Origin of the sequence: Streptomyces sp. NPDC056738, from assembly GCF_042790435.1 — a bacterium.
Lineage (GTDB): Bacteria > Actinomycetota > Actinomycetes > Streptomycetales > Streptomycetaceae > Streptomyces.
Map to the genome: position 1 here is coordinate 123,669 of NZ_JBHTZF010000009.1, position 25,134 is coordinate 148,802.

The window sequence follows — 25,134 nt, forward strand, 5'->3', positions numbered from 1 at the left end:
CCGTGGCCGGGCGGACGGCAGAGCCGGTCCGGCCGGGTCGGCCGCGGGACTCCGGTCGTCCGGGAGTGGGTCCCGTGGCCGGTCCGTTCCCGGGGACGGCCGGACGCGCCTCAGCGGGGCACGTGCTGGGCGACACGGCCGTGGTTCAGGGCGACGGGGCGGCGGTCGTTGTGCAGGACCAGGAGGGCGACGTCGTCGTCGGGCCTGCCGCCGGTGTGGCGCAGCAGGCCGGTGAACACCGCGCGCAGCACGGCCTGCGGTTCGAGGGGCCCGTCGCGGACGGCGGCGGAGAGGGCGGGGAGCAGCGGGAAGAAGCGGCCCCGGGCGTCCCGCGCGTCCTCGGCGCCGTCGGTGTGCAGGAAGAGCCCCTCGCCGGGGCGGAGCGGGCCGCAGGACCGGGCCGGCAGGCGTGCGGGCAGCGGGAACGGCCCGAGCGGGGGCAGCGGTTCGGCGCGCACGAACGGCCGGACGCGGCCCCGGGTCAGCAGATACGGCCAGGGGTGTCCGCAGTTGAGGGCGTGCACCTCGCCGTCCCGGCGGATCTCCAGGAGCAGGACGGTGACGAACTCCTCGGCGGTGTGGCGGTCCGACTCGGGCCCGGGGAGGGTGTGTTCGGCCCGGTCCCGCTCGCACAGGTGCCGGGCCAGCGCCCGTTCGAGTCTTCTGAGGACGCCGCCGAGTTCGGGTTCGTCGTGCGCGGCCTCGCGGAAGCTGCCGAGGACGGCGGCGACGGTTCCGATGGCCCCCAGTCCGTGCCCGCGGACGTCCCCCATCACGACCCGCACGCCGTGCTCGGTGGCGATCGCCTCGTACAGATCGCCGCCGATGCTCGCTCCGTGGTCCGCGGAGAGCTGGGCCGCGGCGATGTCCAGCCCGCCGACGCGCGGCGGCAGCGGGCGCAGCAGGACGTTCTGCGCGGCTCCCGCGATTCTGCGGATCTGCCGGAGCTCGCGCAGCAGCGCCCTTCTGACGTGGACCATCAGACCGGCTCCGACCGCGAAGAAGACCGCGCTGGTGACGACGCGGGAACCCAGTCCGTTCTCCTGGGCGAGCGGACAGGCCATCTTGTACGAGATCGCCAGCGCGCCCCAGACGGCGGGCAGCCCCAGGTTCACCGCCCGGCGCAGTGGCGGCCGGTCGGCGGTGCGCGGGACCCGGTGGCCGAGGAGGCCCCGTCGGTCGCCGCGGGTGGACCCGGGGCGGGGTCCGCGACCGCGTATCGCCCGGTCGAATCCGGCCCTCAGCCGGTCACGGCGACGACGCGGTCCGAGGACCGCTCTGGCCGGGTTCCGCGAATGCGTCCGGAGCGTCGCCCTGCGGGGAGCTCCAGCCTTGTTACGGATCATGCCGATTGGCCCCCCAATAGGCACGGACGGCGCAGACGGCCTCGGAGAGACCGCTCCGATTCTGTCGAGCGCCGACCCGGCCGGGCAGGATCGCCCGGACATGTCACCCAAATGAGTGAGGTGTCTTCGGACACCCGCATTTATGCAGGCAGGAGCCGGGGGAACCGCGCATGAGGCCCGGTGGAAGGCGTGCGCAGGGGCCTGGGGAACCCCGGAGACGGGAGCGGGGAACCGGGCGCCCCGGTCGCGGAACGGTCCGCGATCGTGGTGCCCGGTTCCCCGGCGTACCCGGTGGAGCCGTCAGGCTCCGCGCAGCACGGCTCCCGTGCGCTCTGCTGCGAGCGCGACCGCCGCGTCACGGGCCGCGGAGGCCTCGTCGACGGTCAGCGTGCGGTCGGCGGCACGGAAGCGCAGCGCGTAGGCGAGGGACTTCTTGTCCTCGCCGAGCTGGGCGCTCTCGTACTCGTCGAACAGCCGGATGGACTCCAGGAGTTCACCGGCGCCCTCGTGCAGGGCCGCCTCGACGTCCGCGTGCGGGACGCTCTTGTCGACGACCAGGGCGACGTCCTGCGTGGCGACCGGGAAGGTCGAGATCTTCGGGCCCTTGGGGTGGCCCGAGCTCGCCCGCTCCAGCGCGTCCAGGTCCAGCTCCATCGCGCAGGTGCGCGCGGGCAGGCCCAGCGTCTTCAGGACACCGGGGTGCAGCTCACCGGCGTACCCGATGACCTGCTCCGCGCCGTCCAGGACCACCGCGAGCTCGGCGCAGCGGCCCGGGTGCCACGGCCCGTACTGGCCCGAGCGGACGAGGAGTTCGGTCCCCGACTCGCGGGCCAGGACGCGCGCGGCCTCGATCGCGTCGGCCCAGTCGGCCGGGCGTCCCTTGCCCCACCAGCCGGCCTGCTCGCGGGCGCCCGCGAGGACGACGGCGGCGTGCCGGGGCTGGGCGGGAAGCGCGGCGGTCAGGGACGCGATCTCCTCGTCGCTGGGACGGCGGTCGACGGGCAGCCGCCCGGCGACACGCAGTTCCTCCCGGGGGTGGAAGACCAGACCGGTCTCGAAGAGCGCCAGGTCGTGGCTGCCGCGTCCGTCGTTGCGGCGCAGGGCCTGGAGCAGGCCCGGCAGCAGCGTCGTACGGAGCGCGGGCTCCTCGTCGGAGAGCGGGTTGACCAGCTTGACGACCTTGCGCTTCGGGTCGTCGTCGGCGAGGCCGAACTGGTCGAAGACGTGCTCGCCGATGAACGGGTAGTTCGGCGCCTCGACGTAGCCGGCGCCGGCCAGCGCGCGGCCGGCCCGGCGGTGCAGCCGCTGCCGGTCGGTGAGGCCGAGGCCCGCCGGGGGCTTGGGCAGCGTGGAGGGCAGGTTCTCGTAGCCCTCGAGCCGGATGACCTCTTCGGCGAGGTCGTTCGGGTCGGTCAGGTCGGGCCGCCAGGACGGCACGGTGACGATCAGCTCGTCCTGCCCGTAGACGTCGCAGCCGACCTCCTGGAGGCGGCGTACGACGGTCTCGCGGCCGTACGCGACACCGGCCACCTTGTCCGGGTGGTCCGCCGGGATGGTGATGGTGTGCGGCGCGGACGGCGCGATGACCTCGGTGACCCCGGCGTCGGCGGTGCCGCCGGCGAGGAGCACGAGGAGGTCGACGGTCCGCTGGGCCGCGGCCGAGGTGGCCTCGGGGTCGGAGCCGCGCTCGAAGCGCTTGGACGCCTCGGAGGCGAGCTTGTGCCGGCGGGCCGTGCGCGCGATGGAGATCGGGTCGAAGTGCGCGGCCTCGATGACGACCTCGGTGGTGGTGCCCTCGGTGTCGTCGATCTCGGTGTGGGCGCCGCCCATGACGCCCGCGAGGCCGATGGGGCCGCGGTCGTCGGTGATGACCAGGTCGCCGGCGTCCAGCGTGCGCTTGACGCCGTCGAGCGTGGTGAGCTTCTCGCCCTGCTCGGCGCGGCGCACGCCGATCGTGCCCTGGACCCGGCTGCGGTCGTAGGCGTGCAGCGGCTGGCCGAGCTCCAGCATGACGTAGTTGGTGACGTCGACGGCGAGCGAGACCGGGCGCATGCCGGCCTTCTGCAGCCGGCGGCGCAGCCAGATCGGGGACTGGGCGTCGGGGTCGAGGCCGGTCACCGTGCGCGCGGTGAAGCGGTCGCAGCCCATCGGGTCGCTGATCTGCACCGGGTGGCCGAACGCGTTCGGGGCCGGTACGTCGAGCAGCGCGGGGTCGCGCAGCGGCAGGCCGTAGGCGATGGCGGCCTCACGGGCCACCCCGCGCAGCGACAGGGCGTAGCCGCGGTCGGGCGTGACCGCGATGTCGAGGACCTCGTCGACGAGCTGGAGCAGCTCGATCGCGTCGGTGCCGGGCTCCATCTCCGGCGGCAGCACGATGATGCCGCCGCTGCCGTCGTCGCCCATGCCCAGCTCGTCGCCGGAGCAGATCATGCCGTGCGAGGTCTTGCCGTACGTCTTGCGCGCGGCGATCGCGAAGTCGCCGGGCAGGACGGCGCCGGGCAGGACCACGACGACCTTGTCGCCGACGGCGAAGTTGCGCGCGCCGCAGACGATCTCCTGGGGCTCACCGGTGCCGTTGGCGGTGCCGACGTCGACGGTGCAGAAGCGGATGGGCTTCTTGAACTCCGTCAGTTCCTCGATGGTGAGCACCTGGCCGACGACCAGGGGGCCCTTGAGGTCGGCGCCGAGCTGCTCGACGGTCTCGACCTCGAGGCCTGCCGAAATGAGCTTGGCCTGGACGTCGCGCCCGGTCTCCGTCGCCGGCAGGTCGACGTACTCCCGCAGCCAAGAAAGCGGGACCCGCATCAGATCTCCATCCCGAACGGCCGGGTGAACCGGACGTCACCCTCGACCATGTCTCGCATGTCTTCAACGTTGTGACGGAACATCAGCATCCGCTCGATACCGAATCCGAAGGCGAATCCGCTGTACTTCTCCGGGTCGACGCCACAGGCGACGAGCACCCGCGGGTTGACCATGCCGCAGCCGCCGAGCTCGATCCAGCCCTCGGAGGAGCAGGTCCGGCAGGGGCGGTCGGGGTTGCCGACGGACTCGCCCTTGCAGACGTAGCAGAGCATGTCCATCTCGGCGGACGGCTCGGTGAAGGGGAAGTAGTTCGGGCGCAGCCGGGTCTTCATGTCCGAGCCGAAGAGCGACTGGACCATGTGGTCCAGGGTGCCCTTGAGGTCGGCCATGGTCAGGCCCTCGTCGACGGCCAGCAGCTCGATCTGGTGGAAGACCGGGGTGTGCGTGGCGTCGAGCTCGTCCGTGCGGTAGACGCGGCCGGGGCACACGACGTAGACGGGCGGCTCCCGGTCGAGCAGGGCGCGGGCCTGCACCGGCGAGGTGTGGGTGCGCAGCACGACACCGGACTCGTCGCCGTGGGTGCCCTCGGGGCCCTGGACGAAGAAGGTGTCCTGCATCTGGCGGGCCGGGTGGTCGGGGCCGAAGTTCAGGGCGTCGAAGTTGAACCACTCCGCCTCGACCTCGGGGCCCTCGGCGACCTCGTATCCCATGGACACGAAGACGTCCGCGACCCGCTCCATCATGGTGGTCAGCGGGTGCCGGGCGCCGGACGGCACACGGTCGTACGGCAGGGTGACGTCGACCGCCTCCTCGACCAGTACGCGCGCGTCGCGCTCGGCCTCCAGTTCGGCCTGGCGGCCGGCCAGGGCCTTGTTCACGGCGCCGCGGGCCTGGCCGACGAGCTTGCCGGCCGCGGCCTTGGCCTGCGGGGGCAGTGCGCCGATCTCGCGGTTGGCGAGGGCCAGCGGGGAGGTGCCGCCGGTGTGGGCGACCTTGGCCTCCTGGAGCGCGTCGAGGTCACCGGCGGCGGCGAAGGCGGCGAGCGCCTCGTCCCGCATGCGCTCGATCTCTTCCGGTTTCAAGGCCTCGACCTCTACAGGGTCGTACGACTTATTAGGTGCCGACATCTCTTCCCGTGCTTCCGGTTGGCTGGCTGAGGGTCCCCGTCATCGACTCGGAGACGAAGTCGTCCGCAGATGAGTGGACGCAAAGGTGCCAAAAGCCGAGTCTAACGGGGGTGAGGGTCCGCCCAGGACGGGGCGTCCTCGCGGTGTTCCCGTGCGGAGGCGCCCGTGGGGGCCGCTGCGGCGCTAGAGCAGATACGCCGGGGTGCCCACGGGCAGCGTAAATCGGAACTCCGCTCCCCCGCCGGGGGCGCGGCCGACCGTGATGCCGCCGCCGTGGGCTTCGACGATGCCCTTGACGATGTAGAGCCCGAGGCCGGTGCCGCCGCGCTTGCTGCCCCGCCAGAAGCGGGTGAAGACGCGGTTCATGGACTCCTCCGGGATTCCGGTGCCCTCGTCGCTCACGGTGACCGACGTGACGGCGTTCGCCGTGCCCTCCTCGTCCGGCCGCTCGCGCGGGGACGTGGAGGGTGCCACGTCGATGGTGACGGTTCCCTCGCCGTGGCGCACCGCATTTTCGATCAGGTTGCTGAGCACCTGGTCGATCTTGTCGGGGTCGGCCCACAGGGCGGGCAGGGGCTGCTCGATGCGCAGCAGGAAGCGGTCGGCGGGCTGGCCCGAGGCCACGTACGCCTGGATGTGCCGGCCGACGGCGGCGCCGATGTCGACGGGCTGGCGGCGCACTTCGAGGCGGCCGGAGTCGATGCGGGAGATGTCGAGGAGCTCGGCGATGAGACGGGTGACGCGGTTCGCGTCGGCGTCGACGGTCTCCAGCATCAGTTTCTTCTGGTCGTCGGTGAAGCGTTCCCATTTCGCGAGCAGGGTCGCGGTGAAGCCCTTGACGGAGGTGAGCGGCGAACGCAGTTCGTGCGCGACCGTGGCGATCAGCTCGGCGTGACTGCGCTCGGTGCGGCGGCGGGCCTCGGTGTCGCGCAGGCAGACGACGACCCTGCGGACCGGTCCGGTGGGGTGGGTGCGCACGTAGCGGGCGGAGACGAGGATCTCGCGGCCGCCGGGGAGCAGGAGGTTCCGTTCGGGCTGGCCGTTGCGGATGGCGAGTCCGCCGTAGGGGTCCGTGAGCTGCCACCAGCGGCGGCCTTCGAGGTCCTCCAGCGGGAGGGCGGCTTCGAGCCGGCGGCCGAGCGCCTCGGCGGCGGGGACCGCGGTGATCCGGGCGGCGGCGGCGTTGAAGCAGACGACCCGGCCGTGTTCGTCGGCGACGACGATCCCGTCGGGCAGGTCGTCCGGGTCTATGCCGAGGCCGGGACCGGCTCCGGCGGTGTCATCGTGCCGGGGCGCGGAAGGGCCGCGCGCGTCCCGCGCTCGCAGCGCGCCCTGGGCACCGCCCGTGCCGACACTCATCCCCGTACCCCACCTCTCGTCTGGCGCAGAGGGCCCCCGGGCCCGTCACCCTACTAGCTGCCGGTGACGGAGCGGCACCCTGTGGAGGCGCGCTGTGCACGGGCTGACGCGTAGAGACATACGGCCGCGGCCGTGGCCAGGTTCAGGCTTTCGGCCTTTCCGTGGATCGGAACGCGCACGACGGCATCGGCCAGCGCGCGGGTCTCCTCCGGAAGCCCCCAGGCCTCGTTGCCGAAGACCCAGGCGGTGGGGCCGCCCATGGTCCCCTTGTCGAGTTCGTCGTCGAGGTCGTCCTCCCCGGCGCCGTCGGCGGCGAGGATGCGGACGCCGGCGTCCTTGAGCCCGGCCACGGCCTGCTCGACGGGCACACCGACCGCGACGGGCAGATGGAACAGGGACCCGACGGAGGCGCGTACGGCCTTGGGGTTGTAGAGGTCGACGGAGGCGTCGGTGAGGACGACGGCCTCGGCGCCCGCGGCGTCCGCGCAGCGCAGCACGGTTCCGGCGTTCCCGGGGTCGCGGACGTGGGCGAGCACGGCGACCAGTTTCGGGCGGGCGGCGAGGATCTCCTCGAAGGGGGTGTCGACGAACCGGCACACGCCGACGATTCCCTGCGGGGTCACGGTGGTGGAGATGTCCGCGATGACCTGCTCGTCGGCCAGGTGGACCCGGGCTCCGGCGGTGCGGGCCTCCGCGACGAGGTCGGCGTACCGCTCGGCGGCCTCCACGGTGGCGAACAGCTCGACGAGCGTGTCACCGCCGTGTGCCGCCGCCTCCCGCACGGCCTGCGGCCCCTCGGCGAGGAACAGCCGCTCCTTGCCCCGGAAGTTCCGCCGGGCCAGCCGCCGCGCGGCGGAGACACGGGGAGAGCGGGGCGAGATCAGCTCGGGGCTGGCGGAGGCCATGTTCTGGTTCACCTTCGATATCTGGGGACGACTGCAACCCCTGGGGGCGCGGGGCTCTGTCGATCTGCGGCTCCGCCGCGACGGGGGTCCCCCCTGTTCGAGCGGAGCCGAGAACTCGGGGAGCGATCAGCCCCCACCGGCCGGCACCGGCACCCGGGCAGACAGCCGCAGCGGGCGTCAGCAGCAAAGGACCCGCAGGCATGACCTGCGGGTCCTTCAGTCACGTCGGCTGATGCCAGCGCAGCGTCACGCGGCCTTCGGCGCGTTGACGTCCGACGGCAGGGCCTTCTGCGCGACCTCGACGAGCGCGGCGAACGCGTTGGCGTCGTTGACGGCCAGCTCCGCGAGGATCTTGCGGTCCACCTCGATGTTGGCGGCCTTCAGACCCTGGATGAGGCGGTTGTACGTCATGCCGTTCTGGCGGGCCGCAGCGTTGATGCGCTGGATCCACAGCTGACGGAAGTCGCCCTTGCGCTTCTTGCGGTCGTTGTAGTTGTAGACCAGCGAGTGGGTGACCTGCTCCTTGGCCTTGCGGTACAGGCGCGAACGCTGACCGCGGTAGCCGGAGGCCGCCTCGAGGATCGCCCGGCGCTTCTTGTGGGCGTTGACTGCCCGCTTGACGCGTGCCACTTTTTAACTCCTTGTAGCGGGGCCGTGGTTGGACTCACACGGCCCGAAATCGATTGGGTCCCGGATCAGACGTACGGCGCTGGGCGCCGGTACGTCACTTGCCGAGAAGCTTCTTGATCTTCGCGGCGTCGCCCGGGGCCATCTCGGCGGTGCCGGTGAGACGGCGCGTCACGCGGGACGACTTGTGCTCGAGCAGGTGGCGCTTGCCGGCGCGCTCACGGAGCACCTTGCCGGAGCCGGTGATCTTGAAGCGCTTGCTGGCACCGCTGTGCGACTTGTTCTTCGGCATAGCGCCGTTCTCTCCTCGTCAGTGGCGTTCCGGTGCCCGGTCGCGGGACCGGGCACGGGTGGAACGTCATATGTATCGATTGACATCCCGGGGCGGGGGCCCTGGGATCAGGCCTCGGCTGATGCCTCGGCCGGGGTCTCGGCCGACTCGGCCTCGGCGGGCGCGCTCTCGGTGTCGCCACCGTCGGCGTCGACCTCTTCGGCGGCGTTCTGCGAGCGACCCGGGTTGGCCTTCGCTTCCGCCTTGCGGGCGGCCTGGGCCTCACGGGCCTCGGCCATCGCCTCGGTCTTCTTCTTGTGCGGACCGAGAACCATGATCATGTTTCGGCCGTCCTGCTTCGGGTTCGACTCGATGAACCCGAGGTCCTCGACGTCCGTGGCGAGACGCTGCAGCAGTCGGTAGCCGAGCTCCGGCCGGGACTGCTCGCGACCACGGAACATGATCGTGATCTTGACCTTGTCGCCCTGCTTGAGGAACCGGACGACGTGACCCTTCTTCGTGTCATAGTCGTGCGGGTCGATCTTCGGCCGGAGCTTCATCTCCTTGATGACCGTGTGCGCCTGGTTCTTGCGCGCCTCACGGGCCTTCATGGCCGATTCGTACTTGAACTTGCCGTAGTCCATGAGCTTGCAGACGGGCGGACGGGCGTTCGCCGCCACCTCGACGAGGTCGAGGTCGTACTCCTGAGCAAGCTCAAGGGCCTTGGCAAGCGGAACAATCCCGACCTGCTCGCCGCTGGGACCGACAAGTCGCACTTCGGGAACGCGAATCCGGTCGTTGATGCGGGGCTCGGCGCTGATGGATCCTCCTCGGTAGCACCACACGGCGGTCTGGCGGACAGCCGCGTATGTCTCTGATGACACTTTGACCAACCACCGCAGGGCATGAAAAATGCCCCGGACGGGACACAGGCGGGGCTCCATGAAACCGGAGCACCGCCGCGGTCAACCGCGGGGCGCGCATTCGGGCGACTCCATCGTCCGTACGGAACGATGGCGGCCGCCTGACCGGATGACCCGCCGTCCCGGAGGACGGTCAGGTGGGAGATCGGAGCCTCCACTTGTGGGCCGGGCACATCGTGTCCGGCCGGTCGTTACAAAAGGTTAGCAGTTCCGCCGGGTACGCGCTAACCGGAGGCCTCCTCGCCGCCGCTCGCGGGGCCGGGGCACCCCTCCCCACCGGCCGGAAGGCTCCCGTGGACGGGGGCACGCGCACCGGGGCCTATCGTGTGAGGCATGAGTGACACCCCTCCCCAGAACCCCGACTACGACACCATGACCCGCGACATCGCCGAGGTCCCCGCGGTCGAGGTCATCGTGACGGTCGCCGTGAACCTGATGAGCGCCGCCGCCGTGAAGCTCGGTCTCACCGAGGAGGGCGACGAGCACAAGGACCTGGACGAGGCGCGCAAGCTGGTCACCGCGCTCGCCGGCCTGCTCGACGCGAGCGCGACCGAGATCAGCTCCTTCCACGCCGCGCCGCTGCGCGACGGCCTGAAGTCCCTCCAGCTCGCCTTCCGCGAGGCCTCCCTCGTCCCGGACGAGCCGGGCCAGGGCCCCGGCGAGAAGTACACGGGCCCGGTCTACGGCTGACCCGTGCCCGTGTCCGTACGGACCTCCGTACGGACACGGACCCGCCCGCGTGCCTATCCGCGTACGTACAGGGGCTCGCCCGGAGGCGTCGCCTCGGCCGGCAGCAGTGCCAGGTCGAGACCGCGCACCAGGCGGGCCCTGAGTGTTTCGTCGGCCGCGAGGCGCTCGGCCACCGCGCGAGCGGTCTCGGCGGGGGCGGCCGACGGGTCGAGCACCAGCGCGAGGGTGCCGTCCGCCGGACCGGGGCCGAGATGGGCACGGGCCACCAGGGGCTCGGCGGCGACCGCGGCCCGTACCGCCTCGACCACGGCGGGATCGGCGAGCGGATCGGCCGTCGTACGCCCCTCGGCGAGCGCCAGCAGGGCGGAACCCGTCAGCTCGTAGGACACGGGCCCGGCCAGGTCCAGCACGATCGTGTCGGCCTTCTCGTGGACCGCGGCCTCCAGGACCTGGTTCAGGCGTACGGCGACGGGGCGGGCCTCGGGATCCCAGCGGGCCAGCGCCTCCGTCGAGGTGAAGGCCGGCAGGGCCGTGCGGTTCCCGGCCTTGAGCGTGGGCACCGCCATGTCACTGGTCTTCTCGCGGCGCAGCCCGTTCTCGTCCACCTCGACCTCGCCGAGCATCGCCACGACGGGCACGAGCAGCCGGGCGCCCGTGAGCGCCTCAAGGACCGGCGGTACGGCGGCGCGGTCGGCGGACCAGGCCGCGAGCGCGGCGCTCAGCCGGGGGTCGGCGGAGCCGTCGTCGTCGGGGAAGCCGGGGTCGGGAATGTTCTTGTTCGCCACGATCCCCGACCCTATCGGGGGGATGCTGCTGCGCTTGTGCGGGCCCTGTAACGCGCGGGCGACACGATTCATGAGTTTCTCAGTTTTCCCTGACACGTCTTTCACACGCGTCTAACGGATGCCACAGCCCGGCGGTCGAGCATCGCCGGATGGACCGTCAAAGAGCACGCGGGCGTCGCGCCCGGCCCTCCCGACGCACGCCACTTCTGTACACCGCGGTGGCTTCGGTCGTCCTCGTCGGCACCACGGCCGCCGGGACCGTCTACATGAAGGCGCAGGCGCACGACGGCCCCGCCGTCGTATCGTCGGCGGCGTCGGCCTCGCCCTCCGCGTCGCCGGCCGGGAGCGAGGAGGCGTCGGTGGAACCCGTGGCGGAGCCCTCCGTGGACCGGGACGCGCTGCTCGCGAAGGCGCTCGAGTCGGTGACGGTGGCGGCGGGAGCGAAGACGTCGGTCGCCGTCCTCGACGTCGGCTCGGGCGAGAGCGCCGCCTACGGCGACACGGCCTTCGACACCGCGAGCATCGTCAAGGTGAACATCCTGGCCGCGCTGCTGCTCCAGGCGCAGGAAGCGGACCGGCATCTCACCGCGCGGGAGAAGACGTACGCCACCGCGATGATCGAGAACAGCGACAACGCCTCGGCGACCGCGCTGTGGGCCGCCATCGGCCGGGCCGACGGCCTGGACGCCGCGAACAAGCGCTTCGGCCTGACGGACACCCAGGGCGGCGACGGCGAGCTGTGGGGTCTGACCCAGACCATCGCGAGCGACCAACTGACCCTGCTGCGGCAGGTGTTCGGGGACGATTCCGAACTGAGCGCGGCCTCGCGGTCCTATCTCCAGGGCTTGATGGGCGAGATCGAGACCGACCAGCGGTGGGGCGTGTCCGCCGCCGGCGACGGATCTCGATGGGCGCTGAAGAACGGGTGGCTGGCGCGCAGCACGACGGGCCTGTGGGACATCAACAGCATCGGGCGGATCTCGTCCGACGGCCACGACTACCTGGTGGCGACGCTGTCGAACGGCAACTCCACGCAGGCGAAGGGCATTTCGCTGGTGGAGGCGGTGTCGAAGGCGGCGGTGTCCGCGTTCCGGGACACGGCCGAGGACTGAGCCGCCGAGCGGCGTTCCCGGGTCGCCGGTCGCCGAACGGCCTTTCCCGCTGAGGCCGTTCGAACCGGTCGCCGGTCGCCGGTCGCCGAACAGCGTTTCCCGCTAAGGCCGTTCGAACGGGTTCGTGGGTCTGCGGCCGCGCCACAGGAACACCGCCGCCGCCAGCAGGCCCAGGCCCAGCGCGCCCGCGAGGGGGGCGGCCCAGTCGGCCGAACCGCCGCCGTCGGCGGGGGCGTCGGGCCCCGTGCCGAAGTACTTGTGGCCGTACGCCGCCGCCTTCGGGCCGCCTTCCGGGTCGATCCGGCCGGCCGCCTTGATGGCCGCGGCCGGGTCGACGAAGCCGTAGCCGCGTGAGTCGTCGCGGCCGCCCGAGGGCACGTTGCGGGCCGTGTCCTCCAGCAACTGCTTGATCTGCGCCGGGGACAGGCCCGGGTGGGCGGCCTTGACGAGTGCGACCGCGCCGGAGACGAACGCGGAGGCCGCACTGGTGCCCCAGCCCTCGTAGTACCGGTCGTCCGGGTCGGCGATGACCACGTCGACGCCCGGGGCGCTGACGGTGGCGTACCAGCGGCGGGTGGAGAAGGAGGCGTGCGTTCCGTAGCGGTCCACGGCGGTCGCCGCGATGACGCCGGGGTAGGCGGCGGGGTACGAGATGTGGTCGCCCTTCTCCCCGCCGTTGCCGGCGGAGGCGACGACGGCGACCCCCTTCTTCAGCGCGTACTGGACGGCCTCGTCCTCGGCGGGTTCGGGGTGGGCGGACCTGGAGTCGTCGCCCAGGGAGAGGTTGATGACGTCGGCGCCGTGGTCGGTGGCCCAGCGGATGCCCTCCGCGAGGGCGTTGCCACGGGTGTTGCGAGCCTTGGAGCGGGCCGGATCCTTGTCCTCCAGGATGACGCGGACGGGCAGGATCTTCGCCTCGGGGGCGATCCCCATCACGCCGTTGGCGCGGCCCGGCCCGTGACCGTGCCCGGCGATGATGCCCGCCATGGCGGTGCCGTGCCGCGCCCAGGTCGCGTCGCCGCGGCTCGCGCCGAAGCCGACCATGTCCTTGTCGCCGAGCACATTGCCCTTGAGGTCCGGGTGTTGGGCGTCGACGCCGGTGTCGAGGACGGCGACGGTGATGCCCTTGCCCTTGGTCGTGCGCCACGCCTGCTGCGTGTGCATCGCGTCGAGGCCCCACTGCTGGGCCCGTATGCCGTCGGCGTGCGCGGTGGCGGCGGGCACCAGCACGAGGGAGGCGGCCAGGAACGCGGTGAGGACTCCGGACCTGCGGGAGAGCCGGGGTCGGCGGGCCTTCGGGGCCGGGCGCGGACGCCGGGGGCGGTCACCGGGGACCGTCACCGCGCTCGCGTCGGCGGATGCGGTCATGCCCGAGGGACCGGTCGTGTCGGCGGATGCGGTCGCGCCCGCAGGTCCGGTCATGGCGGCGGGTGCGGTCGTACGGGACTGCCTGATGCGGCCGTCGGGGCCGTCGTCGCGGGTCATGACGGCTTCTCCGAGGACGAGTCGACGGTCTTGCGAAGGCCTCGCTCGACCCGGTCGGCGAGGCCCTGCGCCTCATGACCGAGGCCCGACTGGGCCGCGGCCGTGGTCGCCTCCGGCTTCATCGCCTCGGCGGCGGGCTGCGGGGCGGCGACCGTACGCCCGTCGGCGAATCCGGAGACCGCGTACACGACGACGGGGGCGTCCGTCAGGACGGACACGGTCCACGAGGCACGCTGCGCCTTGCCGAAGCCCTCGGCGGCGGTGCCCTTCGCCGCGTACGGGAGGGGCAGCAGGTCGGTGCGCCGGTCCAGGCCCTCCTTGCGGAAACGGGCCTTCAGGGAGGTCATGCCCGCCGCGTCCGCCTTGGTGAACAGCAGGCCGACGGTGGTGACATGACTGCGGGTCGCGTCCACGTAGGTGGCCCGCAGCAGCCGCAGACAGCCGACGGGGGCGAGCGCCTGGCGCAGCAGCGGGTCGAAGGCGTCCTTGCAGCCGGTGTCGGGGGCGACGGCGATCCGGGTCCAGGTACGGTCCGAGCCGCCGGGGCCCGCGCCGTCGCCGCGCACGGTCGGCGGGAAGAGCCGGTCCACGGGAACGCTGTGCCAGAGGTCCCCGGCCGCCGTGAACGCGCCGGGCGAACCGGGTGCGGCCGTGTCGTCGCCGGTGAGCCAACTGCCGGTCACCGCGCCGCCGATGAGGCCGAGTCCGAGCACGAGGCAGGTCGCGGCGGTCACGGCACCCGGCCGGATCCGACCCCGGAACGGACGCACCCGCGCGATGTCGCCGCGGTACGTCTCGGGCTGCGCGAACGATACGAAGGGGCGCCGCGCGCCCGGGTCGGCCTCGGCGGGCGGCGCCGGCGACGGGGGCGGAACGTACGGAGGCGCACTCGCGGAGCCCACGCCGGACCCGTCCCGCCCGGACCGCGTCTCCCGTGTGACCTCACCGAACCGCTCCCCGAAACCGAGGTTCCGCCCGGCCGCTCCGGCCCCTTCGGACGGGCCCGACGGCTCGAAGGCGGGTGAGGGATCGGTGGAGGGCGGGGGCCCGGAGGGACGCGAAGGGGCGGAGGGCCGCGCGGTCTCGGCGGGGCGCTGAAGCCCGGAGGGGTGCGCGGGCTCGGAGGCCCGCGGGGCGCCGAAGGCGCGCGTCGGGTCCGAGGAGGACACGGGTTCGGACGGCGGCGCGGACTCCGAGGGGCGCGGGGCTTCGAAGGCACGCGGGGGCTCGGCCGGGCGCTGCGGGGCGACCGGGTGCGACAGCCGGGCGGGGCGCTGCGCGGGACGCTGCGTTCCGCCGGGCCGCGAGGGGCCCGCGGTGTGAGGCGGCCCGTCGGAGCGCGCGGGGCCCGCGGGGCCCGCGGAGTACGGCGCCCCGTCGGAGCGTGCCGGTGCGGCGGACGCCGGCGGGGCGTCGGGGAAACGCGCGGAGGCCGCGGGGGGCGGCGGGGTCTGCGGGGCCGTCCTGCTCTCGGGCCGCAGGTGGGGGTAACGCCGGGCCTCGGGTCGCGAAGCGGATCCGGAAACCGGCGAAGCGGCGTCCGGCGCGGAGCGCTGCGAGGCCACCGACGGCGGCGCCGGGCGCTCCGGCGGGGCGCCATCCGACGCGGGACGCGGCGCTGTGGACGCCGCCGGGGTGCGCGACCCACCGGACGACGACGAACCGGCCGGAGCGGGCCGCGCCGCGTCGGACCGCGGCGTATCGGTCGAGGCCGACCGCCACGGGTCGGATCCCGGCGCATCGGACGAGACGGAGCGAGGCGCGGCGGAGCCTGAGGTGCCGGACGAGACGGAGCGAGGCGCAGCGGAGCCTGAGGGGCCGGTCGGAGACGACGGTTGCTCCTCGGATCCCGGCGTTCCGGACGACACAGGGCGAGACGCGCCGGAACCCGGACTGCCGGTCGAAGACGACCGTCGCTCCTCGGATCCCGGCGTTCCGGACGACACAGGGCGAGACGCGCCGGAACCCGAAGTACCGGTCGGAGACGACGGTCGCTCCTCGGATCCCGAGGTACCGGACGACACAGGGCGAGACCCGCCGGACCCCGAAGTACCGGTCGAAGACGACCGTCGCTCCTCGGATCCCGGTGTGCCCGGTGCGGTCGACCACGGGCTGCCGGGTGAGACGGACTCCGGAGCCCCGGGAGCGGTGGAACCCGGGGCGCCGGGTGCGGCGGAAGCGGCGGGCGTACGGGGCGCGGCCCGCCCCGGAGAGCCGGTCGCGCCGGTGGGCGCCTGGCCGCCGGAGGAGGCGGGGCCGGAGCCACTCGTCGAGGCGGCCCTCGGGCGGACCAGCGAGGTGGGCCTCGGCGCCGGTGATTCAGGTGCGGCGGACCGTTCCGGCGCGGCCGGGGGCCGTACGGGCTGGGGCGGCACCGACGGAGCCGCGTCGCGGGGCGGGCTCGCGGGGCGCGGCGGGACCGACGGAGCGGGGCCGGACGCGGCCTGCCCGGATCCGGTGGGGGAACCCTGGGTGCCGGGCGCGGCTTCCTCGGCGGACCAGTCCTCCCCGGCCGACAGGTCGGGACCGGGCGAGCGGACGGGCTTCGGCGGAACCGGGACCGAGGGGTGGGCCGGAGCCTGAGCGGCCGGCGGGTTCACCGGGGGCGGCGGAGTCCCGGGGGCAGCGGCCGGTGAGGTGGAGGGACGCGGGGGATTCGAGGCGCGCCGCGCTTCCGTACTCATGCACCCCCCGTTTCCTCGTACCGGGCTGTCGGACGCCCCGTAGCTCGGCGAGCCGTTTCGTGTCGCGCGAGAGGTCGCCACGGGCACGCATACCCGCGCCGGAAGACCGTCACCCCGGGCAGGGCCCACCGGGGCAGGGTCGTTCCTCCCTGCGTCCGCGTCACTCTACGGGTTGACGCGCCCCGGGCGGGAACCAGTCCGAGGCCCCGGGGCATCTGCCCGGAACGTCCCCCTACCCTGCGGTAATGGAGTCTGGCAGTCTTCGTCCATGACTGCCCGTGCCTCCGACAGGGCCCGCTACGACCGGGCCACCGCTCACCTCGACGCCCCCGTCGCCATCGTGGACCTGGAGGCCTTCGACGCGAACGCGGACGATCTGCTCCGCAGGGCCGGCGGGAAGCCGATCCGGGTCGCCAGCAAGTCGGTGCGCTGCCGCACCCTGTTGGAACGCGTCCTGGAACGCGACGGTTTCGCGGGGCTCATGTCGTTCACGCTCGGCGAATCGCTGTGGCTGGCCAGGTCCGGTTTCGACGACGTCCTGCTGGCCTATCCGTCGGCCGACCGCAAGGGCTACGCCGAGCTGACCTCCGACCCCAAGCTCGCCGCCGCGGTGACGGTCATGGTCGACGATCCGGCGCAGCTCCGTCTCATCGACGAGGCACGCGAAGGCGGCACCGAGGTCGTGCGGGTCTGTCTGGAGCTGGACACCTCGCTCAAGCTGTTCGGCGGCCGGGTCCGGGTCGGGGCGCTGCGTTCGCCGCTGTACTCCCCCGCCCAGGTGGCCGAGATGGCCCGTGCCGTCAAGCGTGCCCCGGGGTTCAAGCTGGTGGGGATCATGGCGTACGAGGGTCACATCGCCGGTGTCGGCGACGCGGTCTCGGGACGGCCGCTGCGCTCGCGTGCCGTGCGGCTGATGCAGGCCACCGCCCGCAAGGAGCTCGCCCAGCGGCGCGCGGAGGTCGTGCGGGCGGTCCGGGCCGTGGAGCCGGACCTCGAATTCGTCAACGGCGGCGGCACCGGCAGCGTCCAGCACACGGCCGCCGAGGACGCGGTCACCGAGATCGCGGCCGGTTCGGGTCTGTACGTGCCGAGGCTCTTCGACAACTACACGTCCTTCACCGGGCGCCCGGCGGCGCTGTTCGCCCAGCCCGTGGTGCGGCGGCCGGGCGTGGGCGTGGTGACCGTGCTGGGCGGCGGCTACCCCGCGTCCGGTGCCGCGGGCCCGGACCGGCTGCCCGTCCCGTATCTGCCCGAGGGACTGTCGTACGACCCCCAGGAGGGACCCGGCGAGGTGCAGACCCCGCTGCTCGGCGCCCCGGCGGACGATCTGCTCATCGGCGACAAGGTGTGGTTCCGGCACGCGAAGGCCGGTGAGCTGTGCGAGCGGTTCGACACGCTGCACCTGGTGGAGGGCGACACGGTCACGGCCTCTGTCCCGACCTACCGCGGCGAGGGCCACACCTTCCTCTGATCCCCACGCCGATCACGCGCGTCCGACCGGCGGCATCGCGCCGCCGGCACGGTGCGCCGGGTCGCCCCCGCCCGGACCGGAGACGCCCGTCACCCGGCCGGGCGGGCGCCGGTCACCGGGACGGTCCGATGCTGCTGCCCACACCGCCGCCCGCGTCCTTCTGGCCCACCGAGCGGATGCCTGCGGTGATCCGGTCGATGTCGGACACCGGCGGGGCGTCGGCGCCGACGTCGACGGCGAACCGGACGATGACCAGGGACTGCGTGCCCACGCTGGACGGAAACGCCAGCGACTCGACGTAACCCCCGGGCCCCACACCGGTCTTGACCTTCCAGCGCACGAGATACCCGGCGCGTCCGGCGACGGCGACCGAGCCGGACTTCACCAGCCGGTGGGAGGTGATGCCGCGGAAGGGCCTGCTGCCGACGAGGTCGTGGCCGTACGCGCTGTCGGCGGCGTCCTCGATGTCCCCCTCGGCGAGGGCCTTCGGCGAGGTCTCGTCGGTGGCCGTCGCGGTACGGACGTCGACCCGGCCGTGCCGGCACAGACCGGGGTCGCCCGGGCAGTCGTAGGTCCGCGGGGTCGTCAGCACCGTGTCGTGGTCGGCGACGTACTGCGGTTTGGCCCAGCCGTCGAGGACCGGGAAGGTGATGCCGTCGAGTTCGTCGACGACGACGGACGGGTCACCGGCCGACGGCGAGGGGCCCGACGGGGACGGCGAAGGGTCGTCGGAAGCCGTGGGCGACGTGGTCGCGGGCGTGTTCCGTGTCGCGGCCTCGTCACCGCCGCCGTCGTCGCGCAGCAGTACGCCGCCGGTGACGATCGCGGCCACGAGGACGACGGCGGCCGTCACGAGCGCGACGGCCTTGGCCCGGCCGGAGCCGGATCCGCCGGTCGACGGGGCCGGTATCAGGGGCTGTTGGGGAGCTTCGGGCTGACGCCGGTGGTCGGTCCACGCGGTTCCGTCCCACCAGCGCTCGACGAGCGGGTACGACGGGTCGCGGTACCAGCCGGGAGGGGGCGTCATGCTCATCCCGGCACTCTAGTGCCGCGGCGGGCGGCGTTCGCCACGGCGTCGAGACGTCCCTCCGGCGCCGGCGCACGGGGTCCGTGGGGTGGGCGGGACCGGGTCGCCGCCCACCCCGCGGACCGGCCGTCTCCGCTACAGCGGGGTGACGTAGGCGCCCGAAATGCCCCCGTCCACCAGGAAGTCGGTGGCGTTCACGAAGGACGAGTCGTCGCTGGCGAGGAAGGCGACGGCCGCCGCGATCTCGTCCGCCTCGGCGAACCGTCCGACCGGGATGTGCACGAGCCGGCGCGCGGCCCGCTCGGGGTCCTTGGCGAACAGCTCCTGGAGCAGCGGGGTGTTGACCGGTCCGGGGCACAGGGCGTTGACCCGGATGCCCTCCCGGGCGAACTGGACGCCCAGTTCACGGGACATGGCCAGCACCCCGCCCTTGGACGCCGTGTACGAGATCTGGGAGGTCGCCGCGCCCATGCGGGCCACGAAGGAGGCGGTGTTGATGATGGAGCCCCTGCCCTGGCGGCGCATGTAGGGGATGGCCGACTTGCAGCACAGGTAGACGGAGGTGAGGTTGACCTCCTGGACGCGCTTCCAGGCCTCCAGGCCGGTGTCCAGGATGGAGTCGTCGTCGGGCGGCGAGATGCCCGCGTTGTTGAAGGCGATGTCGACCGAGCCGTAGGTGTCGTACGCCGTCCTGAACAGGGTCTCGACCTGCTCCGGGTCGGTCACGTCGACCTTGACGAACGTGCCGCCGACCTCCTCGGCGACGGCCTTCCCGTGCTGCTCGTCGATGTCGCCGCAGACGACGTGGGCGCCCTCGGAGGCGAGCCGGCGCGCGGTGGCGAGGCCGATGCCGCTGGCGGCGCCGGTGATGACGGCGGTGCGGCCCACCAGGCGGCGGCAGACGGTCTGGGGGGTGTCTGAAGTCACTGTGCGGGACCCTCCGTGCTGATGAAGACGTTCTTGGTCTCGGTGAAGGCGGTGAGGGCGTCCGGGCCGAGTTCGCGGCCGATCCCCGACTGCTTGAAGCCGCCGAAGGGGGTCCAGTAGCGGACGCTGGAGTGGGAGTTGACGGACAGGTTGCCGGCGCGGACGGCCTGGGAGACGCGCAGGGCGCGGCCGACGTCACGGGTCCAGATGGAACCGGACAGGCCGTAGTCGGTGGCGTTGGCGAGCCGGACGGCGTCGGCCTCGTCCTCGAAGGGCAGCACGACGGCGACGGGGCCGAACACCTCCTCCACGGCCACGCGCGCGCCGGGTTCGACGCCGGTGAGCACGGTGGGCGCGAACCAGAAGCCCGGGCCCCCGGGAGCCTTGCCCCGGATGCCGGGGGCGTCGGCGTCGACGTAGGACCGTACGCGTTCCAGCTGGGCCGCGGAGATGAGCGGGCCCATCTGGGTCCGCTCGTCGGAGGGGTCGCCGACGACGACCGACTCGACGGCGGGGGCGAGGAGTTCGAGGAAGCGGTCGTGGACGGAGCGCTGGACGAGGATGCGGGTGCGGGCGCAGCAGTCCTGGCCGGAGTTGTCGAGGAAGGACATGGGGGCGGAGGCGGCGGCGGCCTCGATGTCGGCGTCGGCGAAGACGATGTTCGGACTCTTGCCGCCGAGTTCGAGGGTGACGCGCTTGAGGAGGGCGGAGCCCTTCGCCAGCACCTGCTTGCCGACGGTGGTCGACCCGGTGAAGACGATCTTGGCGACACCGGGGTGGGAGACGAGCGCGTCGCCCGCGACGGGACCGGCGCCGGGCAGTACCTGGAAGAGGTGCTCGGGCAGGCCTGCCTCCAGGGCGAGTTCGGCCAGCCGCAGTGCCGTGAGCGGGGTCGTCTCGGCGGGTTTGAGGATGACGGCGTTGCCCGCGGCGAGGGCGGGCGCGGTGCCCCAGGCGGCGATGGGCATCGGGAAGTTCCACGGCGCGATGACGCCGACGACCCCGAGCGGTTCGAGGAGGGTGATGTCGAGGCCGCCGGGGACCGGGATCTGACGCCCGGTCAGGCGTTCCACTCCCCCGGCGGCATAGTCGAGCAGATCGCGCACGTTGCCCGCCTCCCAGCGGGCGTTGCCGAGGGTGTGGCCGGCCTCGCGGACCTCCAGGCGGGCCAGTTCCTCTAGGTGGCCGTCGACTACGGAGGCGAAGCGGCGCAGCAGCCTGGCCCGGTCGGCGGGCGCGAGCGCAGCCCATCCGGCCTGCGCCCGGCCGGCCCGTACGACGGCGTCGTCCACGTCCTGTGCGGTCGCGGCCGGGACGGTGGCGACGATCTCCTCGGTGGCCGGGTCGAGCACCCGCAGTTCGTGCTCGTACGGGGGTGGGGTGGACGGCTGGGACGCGGGTGGCTGGGATGCGTGGGGGTGCGGCAAGGGGGTCCTCACATGCGTTCGAAGGAGCGGCGCAGCTCCCAGTCGGTCACCGCGGCGTCGAAGGCCTCCAGTTCGACGCGCGCCATGTTGCGGTAGTGCTCGACCACCTCGTCGCCGAAGGCGGCCCGGGCGATCGGGCTGTTCTCCCAGAGCTCGGCGGCCTCGCGCAGGGTGGTGGGGACGTGCTCGTACGCGGCGCTGTAGGCGTTGCCCGCGCAGGCTTCAGGCAGCTCCAGCTTCCGCTCGATGCCGTACAGCCCCGCCGCCACGAGTCCGGCGACGGCCAGGTGCGGGTTGACGTCGCCGCCGGGCAGCCGGTTCTCGAAGCGCAGGGAGCGGCCGTGGCCGACGACGCGGAGCGCGCAGGTGCGGTTGTCGTGGCCCCAGGCGACGGCGGTCGGGGCGAAGGAGCCGGGCTGGAAGCGCTTGTACGAGTTGATGTTGGGCGCGTACAGGAGGGAGAAGTCACGCAGCGCGGCGAGCTGTCCGGCCAGGAAGTGGCGCATGACCTCCGACATGCCGCCGGGGTCCTGGGCGGTGCCCGCCATCACGTTGGTGCCGTCCGCGTCGGCCAGGGAGAGGTGGATGTGGCAGGAGTTGCCCTCGCGCTCGTTGTACTTGGCCATGAAGGTGAGGGAGACGCCCTCCTGGGAGGCGATCTCCTTGGCGCCGGTCTTGTAGACGGCGTGCTGGTCGCAGGTGACGAGGGCTTCGTCGTACCTGAAGGCGATCTCGTGCTGGCCGGGGTTGCACTCGCCCTTGGCGGACTCGACGGTGAGCCCGGCGGCCTGCATCTCGTTGCGGATGCGGCGCAGCAGGGGCTCGATGCGTCCGGTCCCGAGGACCGAGTAGTCGATGTTGTACTGGTTGGCCGGGGTGAGCCCCCGGTAGCCGCTGTCCCAGGCCTGTTCGTAGGTGTCCTTGAAGACGATGAACTCCAGCTCGGTGCCGACCTGTGCGGTGTAGCCGAGCTCGGCGAGGCGGTCGAGCTGGCGGCACAGGATCTGGCGGGGGGCGGCGACGACCGGGGAGCCGTCGTTCCAGGCGAGGTCGGCGACCAGCAGGGCGGTGCCGGCGTTCCAGGGCACGCGGCGCAGGGTCGTGAGATCGGGGTGCATGGCGAAGTCGCCGTATCCCCGGTCCCAGGAGGACATGGCGTATCCGTCGACGGTGTTCATGTCCGTGTCGACGGCGAGGAGGTAGTTGCAGCCCTCCGTCCCGTGCTCCAGGACCTCGTCGAGGAAGAAGGCCGCGGCGAACCGCTTGCCCTGGAGCCGTCCCTGCATGTCGGGGAAGGCCAGGACGACCGTGTCGATGTCACCGGCCTCGACGAGGATGCGCAGTTCCTCGACGGAGAGCGGGGGTGTGCGGTCTGCCACCGGAAAAGCCTCCTTGGGTCAGCCGAGGGCCATAAGGTATTGCGGAGAACCATTGCTTGGGAAGGGGGCGCGACCTGATGACGCGGGCGCAACCCGACCGCGGCACCGACGACCGGCTGACGCCGGTCCTGCGGCCGGTGCGGGCGGGCAACGGCTTCGAGGAGGCGCTGGAGCAGATCCTCCAGATCGTCCGGCTCGGTCTGGTGCCGGGCGGTGAACGGCTGCCCTCGGAGCGGGAGTTGGCCGAGCGGCTGGGCATCAGCCGGGTGACGCTGCGCGAGGTCCTGAAGGTGCTCCAGGACCAGGGTCTGGTCGAGTCTCGGCGCGGCCGGTACGGCGGCACGTTCGTGCTGGCCCGCACGGACACCCCGGGCGAGCACGAGCTGCGCCGGCGGGTGGCCGCGGTCGACATCGAGGACGTACTGCGTTTCCGCGAGGTCCTGGAGGTGGGCGCGGCCGGGCTGTGCGCGACGCACGGGCTCGACGCGCAGCAGGCGCTGCGGCTGCGTGAGGCGCTGGAGCGGACGAACGACGCCCCGCTGGCGGAGTACCGGCGTCTGGACACCCTGCTCCACCTGACCCTCGCCGAACTCTCCGGCTCTCCTTCCCTCACCTCGCGCTACGCGGCCGTACGGGCCGGCGTCAATGACCTCCTCGACTGCATCCCGCTCCTCGTCCGCAACCTGGAGCACTCCCAGCGCCAGCACACCGCTCTCGTCGAGGCGGTTCTCGACGGGGACGCCGACGGGGCGCGCGAGATCATGCGAGAGCACTGCGCGGGCACGGCGGCACTGCTGCGGGGGTTCCTGACGTGAGCCGGGCGTGCCGCGTGAAGCTCTCGTGTTTCACTCCCCCACCCCAAAGGTATGAGACCTTTCCATTGAAGCCATGAAGCGATGCAGCGATGCAGCCATGGAGCGATGCAGCCATCGAGGCCGTGGAAGCCACTGGAACCACCGAGGGAGTAGCGCGTGGGCAGGCCGCTGGTCGGTGTGAGTACGTATCTGGAGGCCGGCGCGCGCTGGGGCGTGTGGGAGCTGGAGGCCGCGCTGCTGCCGGCCGGCTATCCGCGGCTCGTGCAGCGGGCGGGCGGGCTGGCCGTGATGCTGCCGCCGGACGATCCGGACCTGGCGCGTGAGGCGGTCGCCCGGCTCGACGCGGTGGTCGTGGCGGGCGGCCCCGACGTCGACCCCGCCCGGTACGACGCCGAGCGCTCCCCGCGTACGGGCCCGCCCGCCCCCGAGCGCGACGCCTGGGAACTCGCCCTGATCCGGGCCGCGCTGGATACCGGGACCCCGCTTCTCGGCATCTGCCGGGGCCACCAGCTCCTGAACGTGGCGCTGGGCGGCACGCTCGTCCAGCACCTCGACGGGCACGTGAAGGACGTCGGCGTGATCGGACACCACGAGGTGACACCCGTACCGGGGACGCGGTACGCCGGTCTCGTCCCGGAGCCGTGCGCGGTGCCGACGTACCACCATCAGGCGGTGGACCGCCTCGGCACCGGCCTCACGATCAGCGCCCACGCGGCCGACGGCACCGTGGAGGCCATCGAACTCCCGGGCCCCGCCTGGACCCTGGGAGTCCAGTGGCACCCGGAGATGGGGGACGACCTTCGGGTGATGCGGGGCCTGATCGCGGCGGCGGCGAGGATCGGTGCGGCGCCGGAAGCTTTCAGCCCGTCCGGCGATTGAGGACGAGGGCCGTTCAGGCCGAAGCCGGGGTCTGGGGGCGGCAGCCCCCAGGTACGGGACGGGTAGGGGCGGAGGGGGCGAAGGAAGCCTGTCCGCTACGCCCCCCGCGTCAGGGACAGCAGGTCGCGGGCCGGGCCGGTGGGTCGGTGCCCCGTCGGCCAGACGGCCCGCAGAGCGCGGGTCAGCCGCACGTCGGCGAGCGGGATGCCCACCAGCCGATGGGCGGACAGCTCCTCCCCCAGGGCGAGTTCACTCAGGACCGCGGGCCCCGCACCGCTGACGGCGGACGCCTTGACCGCCGTCGTGGAGGACAGCTCGATCAGCGGCCGGGCCAGCCCCCCGAGCGCGGAGTCGAGGACCTGCCGCGTACCGGACCCCTCCTCGCGCAGGATGAGCGGCGTGGCCGCCAGCTCCGCCGCGGCAAGGGGCGCCCGACGGCGCGCCCAGGGATGCCCGGGCGCCGTCACGACGATCAGCCGGTCGTGCGCGATGACGGTGGCGTCGAGACCGGACGGCACCGAGAGCCCCTCGACGAACCCGAGGTCCGCCTCACCGGCCAGCAGCCGCTCGGCGACGGCGGCGGAGTTCCCGGCGAGCAGCGACACGGCCGTGTCGGGACGCTGCGCGCGCAGGGCGATCAGCCAGCCGGGCAGCAGGTACTCGGCGATGGTCATGCTCGCGGCGACCCGCAGCCGCGAGTCGCGCCGGTCGCGCAGCGCCTGCGCCCCGGCGTCGAACGCCTCGGCCGCGTCCACCACCCGCCGGGCCCAGTCCGTGACGAGCGCCCCCTCGCGGGTGAGCCGGGACCCGCGGGGCGAACGGTCGACGAGCGCCACCCCGAGCAGCCGCTCCATGGAACGGATGCGGCTGCTGGCCGCCGGCTGGGTGATCCCCAGTTCGCGTGCGGCGCGCCCGAGACTGCCGAGGCGGGCCACCGCCAGCAGCAGTTCCAGGGCGCCCAGATCGGGGACCCGGTGCGCGATCCCGGCGCCGGTCCGGTCCTCAGCACCGCTACTCATGACGATCCTCAGCGCTGCTGCTCATAAAGCCAGCTTATGTCGTCATAGGCGCGCACTCCCTGGTGGGGAGC

22 protein-coding genes are annotated in these 25,134 nt (G+C 73.0%); 6 read left to right on the forward strand and 16 right to left on the reverse strand.

Annotation, left to right across the window (positions count from 1 at the left end):
- Window positions 1-110: 110 nt before the first annotated feature.
- The 8 genes from ACFRIC_RS24055 to infC all read right to left on the reverse strand — a co-directional run bounded on the left by ACFRIC_RS24055 (window position 111) and on the right by infC (window position 9,285).
- Window positions 111-1,109: a PP2C family protein-serine/threonine phosphatase gene (locus ACFRIC_RS24055; RefSeq protein WP_382789600.1), complete on the reverse strand. Its 999-nt coding sequence runs from the start codon at window positions 1,107-1,109 to the stop codon at window positions 111-113.
- A gap of 537 nt (window positions 1,110-1,646) precedes the next feature.
- Entirely contained in the window at window positions 1,647-4,151 is a 2,505-nt protein-coding gene (gene pheT / locus ACFRIC_RS24060; RefSeq protein ID WP_382789054.1) for a phenylalanine--tRNA ligase subunit beta, read from the reverse strand.
- Window positions 4,151-5,278, reverse strand: a complete 1,128-nt coding sequence (gene pheS / locus ACFRIC_RS24065) for a phenylalanine--tRNA ligase subunit alpha (RefSeq protein ID WP_382789057.1) — start codon at window positions 5,276-5,278, stop codon at window positions 4,151-4,153. Before pheS ends, pheT begins: the two co-directional genes overlap by 1 nt.
- Window positions 5,279-5,461: 183 nt before the next feature.
- Window positions 5,462-6,637 (reverse strand): ATP-binding protein, encoded by a 1,176-nt coding sequence (locus ACFRIC_RS24070; RefSeq protein WP_382789059.1) that lies wholly within the window; start codon window positions 6,635-6,637, stop codon window positions 5,462-5,464.
- A gap of 53 nt (window positions 6,638-6,690) precedes the next feature.
- Window positions 6,691-7,542, reverse strand: coding sequence for a TrmH family RNA methyltransferase (locus tag ACFRIC_RS24075; RefSeq protein WP_382789062.1), 852 nt, complete (start codon window positions 7,540-7,542; stop codon window positions 6,691-6,693).
- Between the two features lie 246 nt (window positions 7,543-7,788).
- Window positions 7,789-8,172 carry a 50S ribosomal protein L20 gene (gene rplT / locus ACFRIC_RS24080; protein ID WP_003970214.1) on the reverse strand — a complete coding sequence of 128 codons (384 nt, stop codon included), beginning with the start codon at window positions 8,170-8,172 and terminating at the stop codon, window positions 7,789-7,791.
- A gap of 94 nt (window positions 8,173-8,266) precedes the next feature.
- Complete coding sequence (gene rpmI, locus ACFRIC_RS24085; protein ID WP_006374321.1) at window positions 8,267-8,461, reverse strand: 50S ribosomal protein L35; 195 nt, start codon at window positions 8,459-8,461, stop codon at window positions 8,267-8,269.
- A gap of 107 nt (window positions 8,462-8,568) precedes the next feature.
- Window positions 8,569-9,285: a translation initiation factor IF-3 gene (infC, locus tag ACFRIC_RS24090; protein WP_382789603.1), complete on the reverse strand. Its 717-nt coding sequence runs from the start codon at window positions 9,283-9,285 to the stop codon at window positions 8,569-8,571.
- 411 nt (window positions 9,286-9,696) lie between these two features.
- Between infC and ACFRIC_RS24095 the strand changes: the two genes are divergently transcribed.
- Window positions 9,697-10,053, forward strand: a complete 357-nt coding sequence (locus tag ACFRIC_RS24095; RefSeq protein WP_151468384.1) for a DUF1844 domain-containing protein — start codon at window positions 9,697-9,699, stop codon at window positions 10,051-10,053.
- Between the two features lie 53 nt (window positions 10,054-10,106).
- On the opposite strand, the gene ACFRIC_RS24100 is transcribed toward ACFRIC_RS24095, so the two are convergent.
- On the reverse strand, window positions 10,107-10,838 hold the full coding sequence (locus tag ACFRIC_RS24100; protein ID WP_382789066.1) for an SseB family protein: 732 nt from the start codon (window positions 10,836-10,838) through the stop codon (window positions 10,107-10,109).
- A gap of 149 nt (window positions 10,839-10,987) precedes the next feature.
- Between ACFRIC_RS24100 and ACFRIC_RS24105 the strand changes: the two genes are divergently transcribed.
- Window positions 10,988-11,950, forward strand: coding sequence for a serine hydrolase (locus tag ACFRIC_RS24105; RefSeq protein WP_382789068.1), 963 nt, complete (start codon window positions 10,988-10,990; stop codon window positions 11,948-11,950).
- 102 nt (window positions 11,951-12,052) lie between these two features.
- Here the strand turns inward: ACFRIC_RS24105 and mycP are convergent, their stop codons facing one another.
- Both mycP and ACFRIC_RS24115 read right to left on the reverse strand, forming a co-directional pair.
- A complete protein-coding gene (gene mycP, locus ACFRIC_RS24110) occupies window positions 12,053-13,318 on the reverse strand; it encodes a type VII secretion-associated serine protease mycosin (protein ID WP_382789606.1) in 1,266 nt (421 codons plus the stop codon).
- Window positions 13,319-13,431: 113 nt separating this feature from the next.
- Window positions 13,432-14,169: a hypothetical protein gene (locus ACFRIC_RS24115; protein WP_382789071.1), complete on the reverse strand. Its 738-nt coding sequence runs from the start codon at window positions 14,167-14,169 to the stop codon at window positions 13,432-13,434.
- 1,354 nt (window positions 14,170-15,523) lie between these two features.
- Between ACFRIC_RS24115 and ACFRIC_RS24120 the strand changes: the two genes are divergently transcribed.
- Both ACFRIC_RS24120 and ACFRIC_RS24125 read left to right on the forward strand, forming a co-directional pair.
- Window positions 15,524-16,018: a hypothetical protein gene (locus ACFRIC_RS24120; RefSeq protein WP_382789074.1), complete on the forward strand. Its 495-nt coding sequence runs from the start codon at window positions 15,524-15,526 to the stop codon at window positions 16,016-16,018.
- A 369-nt stretch (window positions 16,019-16,387) separates the two neighbouring features.
- The gene (locus tag ACFRIC_RS24125; protein WP_382789077.1) at window positions 16,388-17,590 is read left to right on the forward strand and encodes an amino acid deaminase/aldolase; all 1,203 of its coding nucleotides are present in this window, start codon (window positions 16,388-16,390) and stop codon (window positions 17,588-17,590) included.
- Between the two features lie 112 nt (window positions 17,591-17,702).
- Here ACFRIC_RS24125 and ACFRIC_RS24130 read toward each other — a convergent pair whose 3' ends face one another.
- The 4 genes from ACFRIC_RS24130 to ACFRIC_RS24145 all read right to left on the reverse strand — a co-directional run bounded on the left by ACFRIC_RS24130 (window position 17,703) and on the right by ACFRIC_RS24145 (window position 22,350).
- The gene (locus ACFRIC_RS24130; RefSeq protein WP_382789079.1) at window positions 17,703-18,623 is read right to left on the reverse strand and encodes a DUF2510 domain-containing protein; all 921 of its coding nucleotides are present in this window, start codon (window positions 18,621-18,623) and stop codon (window positions 17,703-17,705) included.
- 129 nt (window positions 18,624-18,752) lie between these two features.
- Window positions 18,753-19,544, reverse strand: a complete 792-nt coding sequence (locus ACFRIC_RS24135) for a 3-oxoacyl-ACP reductase (RefSeq protein ID WP_382789082.1) — start codon at window positions 19,542-19,544, stop codon at window positions 18,753-18,755.
- Window positions 19,541-20,896, reverse strand: coding sequence for an aldehyde dehydrogenase family protein (locus tag ACFRIC_RS24140; RefSeq protein WP_382789609.1), 1,356 nt, complete (start codon window positions 20,894-20,896; stop codon window positions 19,541-19,543). Before ACFRIC_RS24140 ends, ACFRIC_RS24135 begins: the two co-directional genes overlap by 4 nt.
- 83 nt (window positions 20,897-20,979) lie before the next feature.
- Window positions 20,980-22,350 carry a glutamine synthetase family protein gene (locus ACFRIC_RS24145; RefSeq protein ID WP_382789085.1) on the reverse strand — a complete coding sequence of 457 codons (1,371 nt, stop codon included), beginning with the start codon at window positions 22,348-22,350 and terminating at the stop codon, window positions 20,980-20,982.
- Between the two features lie 77 nt (window positions 22,351-22,427).
- On the opposite strand from ACFRIC_RS24145, the gene ACFRIC_RS24150 reads away from it, so the two are divergent.
- Window positions 22,428-23,165 carry a FadR/GntR family transcriptional regulator gene (locus tag ACFRIC_RS24150; RefSeq protein ID WP_382789087.1) on the forward strand — a complete coding sequence of 246 codons (738 nt, stop codon included), beginning with the start codon at window positions 22,428-22,430 and terminating at the stop codon, window positions 23,163-23,165.
- A 156-nt stretch (window positions 23,166-23,321) separates the two neighbouring features.
- Window positions 23,322-24,044 (forward strand): gamma-glutamyl-gamma-aminobutyrate hydrolase family protein, encoded by a 723-nt coding sequence (locus tag ACFRIC_RS24155; RefSeq protein WP_382789089.1) that lies wholly within the window; start codon window positions 23,322-23,324, stop codon window positions 24,042-24,044.
- Window positions 24,045-24,139: 95 nt separating this feature from the next.
- Here ACFRIC_RS24155 and ACFRIC_RS24160 read toward each other — a convergent pair whose 3' ends face one another.
- Entirely contained in the window at window positions 24,140-25,063 is a 924-nt protein-coding gene (locus ACFRIC_RS24160; protein ID WP_382789091.1) for a LysR family transcriptional regulator, read from the reverse strand.
- Window positions 25,064-25,134: the final 71 nt, after the last annotated feature.